Annotated in this window: 4 protein-coding genes and 1 pseudogene; all 5 read right to left on the bottom strand. The window is 70.0% G+C overall.

Going from position 1 to position 9,511, the window contains the following annotated elements; genetic code table 11:
* Positions 1–380 precede the first annotated feature (380 nt).
* On the bottom strand, positions 381–1,718 hold the full coding sequence (locus ACLQ24_RS27095; protein WP_425894575.1) for a hypothetical protein: 1,338 nt from the start codon (positions 1,716–1,718) through the stop codon (positions 381–383).
* Between the two features lie 655 nt (positions 1,719–2,373).
* Positions 2,374–3,243: a DUF2637 domain-containing protein gene (locus ACLQ24_RS27090; protein WP_425894573.1), complete on the bottom strand. Its 870-nt coding sequence runs from the start codon at positions 3,241–3,243 to the stop codon at positions 2,374–2,376.
* The gene (locus ACLQ24_RS27085; RefSeq protein WP_425894571.1) at positions 3,240–6,284 is read right to left on the bottom strand and encodes a BTAD domain-containing putative transcriptional regulator; all 3,045 of its coding nucleotides are present in this window, start codon (positions 6,282–6,284) and stop codon (positions 3,240–3,242) included. Before ACLQ24_RS27085 ends, ACLQ24_RS27090 begins: the two co-directional genes overlap by 4 nt.
* Positions 6,285–6,825: 541 nt before the next feature.
* Positions 6,826–8,922 carry a BTAD domain-containing putative transcriptional regulator gene (locus ACLQ24_RS27080; protein WP_425894569.1) on the bottom strand — a complete coding sequence of 699 codons (2,097 nt, stop codon included), beginning with the start codon at positions 8,920–8,922 and terminating at the stop codon, positions 6,826–6,828.
* A 1-nt stretch (position 8,923) separates the two neighbouring features.
* Positions 8,924–9,511: pseudogene (locus ACLQ24_RS27075) on the bottom strand (Hsp70 family protein); the annotation flags it as partial.

Genomic DNA, 9,511 nt, shown 5'->3' with positions numbered 1-9,511 from the left:
TCCACCCGTACGCCCGAATGACCAGGAGACAGCACGTGCCAAACACCGACGACTTCCTCCAACGCCAAGAACAGATCGTCCCACAACTCCAGCCCCGCCCGACCCTCAACCCGGACAGAACATCTCAAGCCGGAACAACGCCAGGGCCGTGCCAGCTACCCCGGGTGAACCCGGTGGAGTAATGCACCTTCGGGCGATTCGTTCTTCTCGGGTTGTTGTTTGGTAACTCAATCCCATTAAAGAGTGAGCCGTCTTCTATTTCCGAGCACCTACTGTAGATCTCGGGAACCTCGCTGAATAACCCTCCATGCTGAGATCACGTCAATAGCCCTGACCCTTGACGGGGTCTGTATCTCCTCTACAAACATTTGCGGCGAACATTACGGAGAGAACCTCTTCGCCGATGCCGCAATACCTGACATTCCTGGTGAGTTACTGGCCTGACACACGGCCGCAGGAGGTGACAAGATTGCCTGCGCCGGGCCGTTTGGTCCCGACGTGCGAAGGCTAGCCGCAGCGGCAACCGTGGCTAGCTCGACTGCCTGATGAGACCTGGCGGTGCTATCCAACCACGCCACACTCCCGGCCTTAACGACGGTGGCCACAGCGGCTGCGGAGGCAGCCGCTGTGGAGAAGCGGGAAGACTGCTTGAGGCCGTCACGGTGTACGACAAGTGTTCTCGCATCAGAAAGTGCCGGATCGGCCGACGACCATGTTCGAGCAGTTGTACCAGTGAAGGCGCCGTACATGGCCGCCTTCGCGAAGGCGAGCGCGAACCGCTCGTATGGACTGCCCGGCCGGGTCCACTCCTGCAGGACCTCCTCGACAGCGTAATGCCCCAGTTGGAGAGCCGTAGCGCCGATGATCGCGTGCGGGTTCTGATGCCAGCGGCCGAGTCCATCAACGAGCGTTGCCACCCCGTCGAACAGCTTTGTGCGGTCGGCGGGATCCATGATGGCATCACGAAGTGCCCCCAGCCCACGCTGCAGTGCACCGGCGCCAGATCCATGAGAGGCACTGAATCGATCCAGCACGCTCCAGCCGAACGAACCGAAATTGGCTGCTGACGCCGCCCAGGCGTAATAGCCCGCGTTTCTCGCCTCGTCCCGGACGAGTCGAAGAAGCTTGGTGTCGCTCTGGTCGCTGATCGATGCGAGGGTCTGCGCGGGTGACCCGATCTGGAAGAAGAACCGCGCTGAGTCGAGGACGCCGCGGGCCAGCGCGCCCGGAGCGACGACCCCGCCAGCGTTCCAGTTATTCCATTGTGCCGCCGCCGGCTTGAACAACTTCATCGCTCCGTCGATCCCGGCGATCAGGCCGGCCCCCGCCAGAATTGACGCCCGCGAGGTTGGCGTAGTTCCTCGACCCACGGCGTCCGCAGTAAGTCCAGCTGAATAGAAGGCATGGATCACTGCCTCTTCATCCAGGAGTGCACGGGTCAGCAACGCCCATCGCGTCGTCCGACGGTGATCATTCTCAGTATCCTGGTACGCCTCACGCAGGGTGGCGTCTCGGTCACCAGCCTCCAGTTGCGATGGGCTGATCGGTGGCCGATCGGCGGTGACCGCCGGCCCAGTGGTGACTGTTTCGGCCGTCCCGGCGCCAATCGCTGCGGCCGGCGACGGGCCGAACACGTCGCCCGTGCGTAGCAATGATGGATCACCGGCAACCCGTGCCGACCCACCGCTCCATGTGGGAGAAGTGTCCTCGTACAGCAATCCCTCCACCTCCACTGTTCAACCCGTTCGCCAGCCCCGGAGCGCTAAGCCCATCCACGACAGCCGGCCGATACCTATTAAACCTATCGGATCGATAGGTTTTTGTCAGCGCCGGTTGCCGATCAGGTGGGCGTTCATTACCGCGGGCCGGCCCGCAGACCGCGGCATCACCGACGGACCCGGTGGCTGATCGACATGCTCGGCCTCACCCGCCTGCGCCTGCGCCTGCGCCTGCAAGACGCAACCCACCGCGACAGACCCGATTTCGGTGTGACCTCGTAGGACGTGCCAGTGGGTGGTGCAACGTGGGCGCAGCTGCCTGTTGATCATCTATTTGTGAGGGCGATAAGATCGAAGGCGGCTGCTGCTGCCGGGGTAGCGGCTGGCCGGACGGTGCGGGCACGGGGCGAGTTGTCGGCGCGGTCGTGCTTCGTGCAGACGCGGACGTGGCAGCACGCGGGCGGCCAGACCGACCGCGAGGATTGAACCGCGGAAGACTCCTGGAGATCTGGCACTATCCTGTACTTCGAGCAGCACCCTGTCGGGTCCTTGCGCCGGCGGGTCCACAGGTTGCCTGGCACACCCCGCGGCACAACAGGCGGTCACGAAGCGCGAACCTACTCGGCGGCACGGCTGGTGTCGTGTCGGTTCGTGCTTACGGCGCGGGTGGCCAGTACCGGCGGACGGTGCGCTCGGATCGGCCGATTCGTGTGGCGATGTCGGCAGGGTGCAGGGCCGGGTCCTGGCGGTACCAGTAGGCCACGGCTCCAGCGGTGTCGGACGGCATCTCTGCGCTGCTTTCGCGGCCATCCGGTTGGGGCTCATGTCTCTGACCCCCGAAGGGGTCCGGTTCAATTTGTTGGGTAGCGCCCGGAGTGTCCTTGTCCCGCTCGTCGGAGTTCTCGACCGGCTCGACTGAGGAGCCGGTGGTACGGGACCTGTTGCTCTCTGGTCGGTCTATGTCGTAGTGACAGGGATCCGTGCCCCGGTCGCGTGCGGCGTTCCGCGGGGGCGCAGGTGCGACTTCCTCGGCGTCGCGCGCACCGGTCGGCGCGTGCGCCGGGCTGACGGAGCAGGTGCGGATCTGGCCAGCGATCTCGACCAGGCTGATGCTGGCCACGACGACCAGTCCGTCGACGGAGATGGGCAGCAGGTAGGAGGCGGCGGCGCCGGTTTCTCCGTATCGGGCGGCGACGCCGACCATGTGCCAGTAACTCACCCAGGCGGCGATGCCGGCGATCCCAGCGGCGGCGATCAGCCTCGCGGCCGCTAAGCCGCGGCGGTCCGCGGGTACGCGGGAGATGAGTTCGACGGTCAGCAGCAGTGCCAGGGGTGGCCATGCGGCGATGATCTGGCTGATGAGGTTCGGCCGGGCGTGCAGGACGTTCGCCGCGATCGACGCGGCGACGCCGAGGGCGAGCACCGCCCGCACGGCCCACCGCAGGCGGGTCAGGTGCCGGAGGTCGGCCTCTGTTATCTCCGCGGTACGGGCGGAGGTGTGCCGGGGTAGGGGTGTGGCGGTCATGCGGCGGCTCCGTCGTCGGGCCGGGGTGCTGGCCGCAGGTCGGGTCGGTGGGCGGGACGCTGCACCTGGGCGACCAACTGGTCGGCCAGGTTGATGGTGTCGTCGCTGGGTTCGGCGTCGATCTCGCCGAGGGCGCGGGTCAGAGCGCGGCGCAGGCTGCGGATGGCGTCGAGGTGCCCGAGCGCGGCGCGGGCCCGCATCGCCTGCTGGTACAGCTCTTCGGCGTACGGGTTGTGGCCGATCGCGGCGTCCAGGACGGTGAGTTGCTCGGCGGGGTCACCGGCGAGGGCGTCGACCAGTGCGAGGTAGGCGTCGAGTGCCTGCTGCCGGACGGCTTCGCGGTAGGGCTCGATCCATTCGTAGTCGGCGCCGTCGGCCAGGTGCCCTCGGTAGCTGTCGACCGCGCGACGCAGCGCGGCGCGGCGCTCGGCCGGGTCGGTGGCCTGGTTGGCGTCGCGGATCGCGGAGCGCATACGCCACAGGTCCACGTCGACGGCGCCGCGGTTGAGGACGTACCGCTGGTGGGGGTGGGTGAGGTAGGTGCCGCGTCCGGCGGTGCGGCGCATGATGGTGCGCAGGTCCGATACGTAGGTGTAGAGCCGGCCGGGTGCTTTGTTGGCGGGGGCGTCGGGGAGCAGGTCGTCGAGGATCGCCTCGGCGGAGGCGGCCCCGTCGTGGACCGCCAGGTAGACGAGCAGTTCGAGGGATTTCTTGCGTAGCGTCGGCCCGGGCGGCACGTCGACGATGGCGGCGGCGCCGAGCACGGCGACCTGGACCCGACCGTGGCTGGCCTCCTCACTGCTATCGGCCGCACCGACGGATCCCGGTTCCTTCACAGCGAACGTGGTCGCACTGTCGCCGGTAATGCCCGTAACGAGGGCAAGAGCGTCGGCGGACGAGGCTGCCAGGAAGGCCGGGATGTTCTCACTGTCGGCGCTGTCCACTGTTGTTGCCGGGGCGGCGGTCACAGGTGTCGGGTTGGATGCCGGCAGGTGTTCGCCGTCGCGGAAGGCGGCGTCGGGTGACGCGGACTCGGTGCCGGGAGGGCGTTGCGTGTCGGGTGCGGCTGTGGTGGCTCGGGCGGGAGCGGTTGGGGCGGGTGCCTGCGGCTGGCCGGTGTGGGACTCGGCGAGGGTGACGAGCAGGTCGTTGGTCTCGGAGGGGGTGAGGACGGCCAGCCGGCCGATGTCGGCCAGGTGACCGCCCTGGCGGGAGCCCTCACCGTCGGCGGAACTGGTGGTGCCGTCCGCGGCGACGACGACGGTGTCGCCGTCGGGCCAGGCGCCCAGCAGCAGGCCGTGGATGTCCAAGCGCCGGCCTTGGGCGAGGAGCGCGGCGATGCGGGTGCGCTGGTGGCAGGTGTCAGCGTCGGCCAGCAGCGAAACCGGCGGCATCGGCTCCTCGGTCGGGTCCGCCGCGCGGGCCTCGGCGACGGTGTCGACCTCGTGGGCGTCGACGATGCGGCTGCGGTGCAGGGTCTGCGCCTCGAGCAGGTCGAGTGCCTCGTCCAGGCCAGCGGTGACGGTCAGCCGCGGCGTGCGGGGCAGCGCGACGGCACCGGCGCCCAGTAGCGCCGCCGTGGTCGCTGACGGCATGACCAGCCATGTGCGGTCGTCCGGTGCGTCGAGGCCCCCGGCGGCTAGGGCGGCGGCCATGAACCCGCGGGCGGCGGCCTCCGCGCCGGGACCGGTGAGTCCCAAGCCGGCGGGCGGCCAGACCGCAGCGAGCGGGTGCGCCAACGACGGCACCAGCGGGCCGGGCCCGCATTCCGCGACGGATGGGGGTGTGCCGGACTCGTCCTCGTCGTCGGCTTCGACCGGGCCAGGGCTGTCGTGGTCATGCCGTTCGAAGTGCTCCACGCTGTCGTCGGTCAGGTCGGTGGTCGCGGGCTGCTCGCCGTGGCGACGGACGGTGATGGTTCGGCGGCGGATCTGGTGGATCACGGCCGGCATGGGCGCCAAATCGGGGTCGTCGAGGCGCGAGTCGGCCGAGACAGGGCGGCGCGTGTAGCGGTGGCGGCGGTGTGCCCAGATGAGGGCGACGGCGGCGAGGATGGCGGTGACGAGCCCCGCGTCGAGCCAGCTGCCGGTGTCGAGTGTGACCCCGCGGTCAGGTCGCGGCGTCGGCGTGTCCGGCTCGTCGCTCGCGTCGTGGTAGGTGGGCGTGGTCGAGGCGCGTGAGGTGGATGCCTGGTCGCCGGGCGTGGTGGTGCCTGTGGTCTCGCGTGCGCCTGGTGCGATGCCGTCGTCTCGGTGGTGTGGCACCGGTGTCGGCGGCTGGGCAGGCGGCGGTGGGGCGGGCGTCGACGGTGGCGTGGTGGGGCCGAATGGTGGTGGCGCGGTACCCCTGACTGGCGGATCGGTGGGTGACGTCGGCGAAGCGGGCGTGCTGGTGGTGTCGGTGGGTAGACGCAGTGCCCAGCCGGGGTGGATGAGGTCCGGGTCGCGCAGGGTGCCGCCGACCTGCGGGAAGTGGGTGCCGCGGTTAAGGATGAAGATCTCCGGCCAGCGGTTGGCGTCGCCGAGGCACCGGTGGGCGATGGCGGACAGGGTGTCGCCGCGTCGCACGGTATAGACGCCGTCCGGCGACCCGGCGTCCCGGGCGGTCGGATGCGGGACAGGTGTGCCGCTCGGCCGCGCCGAATGGTCGTCGTTGATGTCGCCGACGGTGGTGCTGGGCGGGGCGGCGTGCGCGGCGCCTGCCGCGGTGGTGACGGCGGTGGCGCCCAGCAGCGCGGCGGTGATGCCCTGCACGGGACCAGGGACGTGCAGCGCCGGCACGCCGCTGAGACAACGGGCCACCGCGCTGTAGGCGCGCAGGAGGATGGTGGTGAATAGCAGCAGCCACAGGGCCGCCGCTGCGGCGACGGTAAGGGCCAGGAGGAAGTCACTGGTCATGGGTTGGGCGACCCACTGCCGGAAGACGGCCGGTGACGGCAGCGTCGGCGTCCATACGCCGGTGCCAGCAAGGGCGACGGGCACGGTCGCCGTACTCAGGATGGATGTGGTGATCGCGGCGGTGCGCGTCGATCGGCCTGACACCGACCCCTCCTCCCTACGGCTCCCGTCCTGCGGTGTTCACCCGACGGCAGCGTGGCCCGGCGGCGGGTGAGGCGATTGACGGCGACGCTATGGCCGGCGGGGTGCCGGTGGGAGTCGCTGGTGGCTGACAGCACCTCACAACACCTCACACGACCTCACACGCGCAGGTCAGCGCTGTGGGCCGTAGCGGACGGTCAGCCCACGGGCTAGCCGAGGGCTACTTCCCTGGAAGGGCTTCGCGAGCCGGGGGCTGGACAGTGCCGGGATGGGGGACTGGGCGATCAGCTACCGCCGGGCGAGAGCCGCTCGGGGTCGCGGGTGACGCGGAAGACGATGACCTGATGGTCCAAGTTCTGTGCGCGCCCCCGTGGCTCGTGCGTGCGTCAGGGCGGCAGGTCGTACCGGGCGTGACCGTGCCGGATTGACTGCGCACCGCCGGGGTGGCGGCGATATTCCTGGCGACGGAGGCCGTGATCGGGCTGCGTTACCCGAATGGCGACCGAGGACTCCCCTGCTGGGGCCATCAAGAAGGTGGTGGGCGTTACCGGGTGCGGATGGCGGGCTGGCCTGTCAGGGTGGCTGTCGTGAAAGCCGTGTCGGTGGGGAGGATGCCCGCTGCGGCGAGGCGACGGGTGTAGTCCTCCCGTAGGTGGTCGGCCGCGTCGTGGTCGCCGAGGGTGATGAGTGCGCTGACGGCTTGGGTGTGTAGGTCGGCGTTGTACGGGTCGATGCGGATGCCGGCCTGCAGCCATGCCAGGGCCTGACGGGCGTCAGGGCTGGCGCTGGCGAGAGCCGCGTGTGCGTCGATGACGTGCCGGCGGGTGGCCTCGCGGATCGGGTCGAGCCAGGGCCAGGTCCGTCGGGCGGCGAGGTCACCGGGATAGGCGTCGATGACGGCCTTCCAGGTCGTCGCGTCGGTGGCGACGGCGGTGGTGGCGTCGCGGACCGCGTGGTGGAAGTGCCACAGGTCGACGGTGACGGCGGTGGGGTCGAGGCGGTACCGGTCGTCGCTGTGTTCGATGAGGGTCGCCCCTGCCCTGGAGCGGATGGTGGCGCGCAGGTCGCTGAGGGTGGTGTAGAGGCGGCCGGTGAGAGAGCGGCGGGGCAGGCCCGGCCAGATGGCGTCGGTCAGCTGTCGGGTGTCGGCTCCGTCGGGGTGGGCGGCGAGGAACACGAGGACCTGGAGCGCGGCGGTACGCCGGACCTCCACAGGGTGGCCGTCCAGCAGCAGGGTTGGTTCGCCCAGCACGCGCAGCTGAAGGCGTCGTTTGTCGTTGCCGAAGCGGACGGGGTGGTCCTGGGCGGCCTTCCACTGCGGGGACCGGCCTGCCAGGGCAGGGTTGCGCGACGGGCTGGAGGCGCCAGGCTCTGGCAGTGCCGGGTCGGGATGGGCGATGACGGTGAGCAGGTCGGTGGCCGTGACCTGGGTAAGAACGCACATCCGTGGCCCGGCAGACCCGCTGCCGTCCAGGTGGTGGGTGCGCCCGGACGGGTCGACCTGCCATGTCTGGCCGGCCGGCCACCGTGCAAGCACGGCCACCGCGGCGGAGGCGGTGGCCAGACTAGCCAGGGTCTCGGCATTGTCCGTCGCGGACGCAGCATCGACGATAAGGGTTGGTCCGGGTGAGTTGGTGCGCTCCTGCGTGTTCCGGTGTGCCTGGTTTCGTCCGGCCAGGCCATGACCAGGGTGCTTCCCGGAGAAGAACTCTGCTGCCTGGGTGAGGTGGTCGATGACGGCCAGCCCCGGCAGGCGCCGCTCCAGCGATTCGGCGATGGGGCCGAGCAACCCGGCCAGGACGGCTCGGGTGACGACGACGGACACTGCCGGATGATGACGCCCCGCTAGGAGGCTGGTGACGAGCAGGCCTCGCGCCGCGTCCTGCGCCCCGAGCCCGGTGAGACCGACCCCCGCTCGGGCGAAAGCCTCGCCAACGGTTGGCCGGTTGAGCGGCGACGAGCCGGTCGAGGTGGCAACGGGTTCGGTAGGCGGTGGCGTCGAGTCGGCGAGGGCGGCTTGCACGGCCGCCACTGTCGGGGGCAGCGGCGCCAGGTCCGTGTCCTCGCGGCTCGGTGGCCCGGGCGGGTGGGGTCGGTAGGAGCGGCGGCGCCGGAGCCACACGAGCGCCGCCGCGGCGCTGACCTGCTCCGCCACGTCGCGCGGTAGCCAGCCACCGGTGACATTGATTCCCGCGTTGGCCAGGAGGTCGCGGTCTGATGACCTGGGGTTATCCGCGTCGCCGAAGGTTCCTGCCGCTACCGGCTGCGTGGGCGGCGGTGGCGGTGCGGTGATCGCGTGGGAGCTGACACCGAATACGGCGGCGCCGGCGATGCCACCGGCGGTGGCCTGCCAGGGTGTCGGCAGCGGCATGCGCCGCAGCCACGACACGGTCGTGCTCAGGCGGGTCAGCATCCGGATCGTGACCGTGTAGGCGAGCAGGAGCCACACCAGCCAAGCCGCGATGGTCAGCGCGGCGGTGAGGCTCTGCTCGGTCAGCGGGTTCTGCACCCACTCCTGTGCCTGCGCGGCGGTCGGCCACCCTTGTATGGGTGCTCCGACCAGGGACAGCAGCACTATCGGAGGTCCGGCCAGAAGCGTGAGGACGAACAGCAGCGACATCATCTGCCGCGGCCACCGCATGTCACCCGCCTCCACCCGGTGACATGTCCGCCCGAACCGTGCCCGTGGGCGATGCGGTGGGTGTGAGCGGGGCGGGGCGCAGGATTCGGCTCCAGAGCCGAGTAGCCCACCAGGTCGCGACGGCGATGGCGTAGATGACGCCGAGCATGCCGGCGGCCCGTCTACTGACGATCGCCGCACAGATCACCGCCAGCGGGGCGGCGAGAATAAGACGGAACATCAGGGGCGTCACCACTGCCATGACCACGGCGACGCCGAGGAGGAGACCGCCGACGCGGCCGGCGATGTCGATCCACAGGATCCGGTCCGGCCACCGGTCGGCGGTCAGGGAGTACTGGATCAACCCCATGCCGAGGGTTGCGGCGACGATGGATCCGGTCGGCGCGGTCAGCAGCGCCGACCAGCCGCCTGCCGGGGTACGCCACTGCCGGGCGGCGACGACCGCCATCGCCACGGCCATCACCGACACCGGCGCGATCGGCCACAACGCCCACTGCAGGTACGGGCCGACCGGCATACCGAAGTATTGGCTGGTGACCACCGCGTACAGGCCAGCGATCGCCGCGCCGAGGGACACCGCGGCGAGGAT

This window comes from Micromonospora sp. DT4, assembly GCF_049841675.1.
In the GTDB taxonomy this organism is placed as follows: domain Bacteria; phylum Actinomycetota; class Actinomycetes; order Mycobacteriales; family Micromonosporaceae; genus Micromonospora.
This window is presented reverse-complemented; position numbering and strand designations above follow the sequence as displayed.

What these genes read in the sequence shown, in the direction of transcription:
- ACLQ24_RS27090 (WP_425894573.1), bottom strand. Translation starts at nt 3,243, where the DNA reads ATGACCGCCACACCCCTACCCCGGCACACCTCCGCCCGTACCGCGGAG.
- ACLQ24_RS27080 (WP_425894569.1), bottom strand. Translation starts at nt 8,922, where the DNA reads ATGCGGTGGCCGCGGCAGATGATGTCGCTGCTGTTCGTCCTCACGCTT.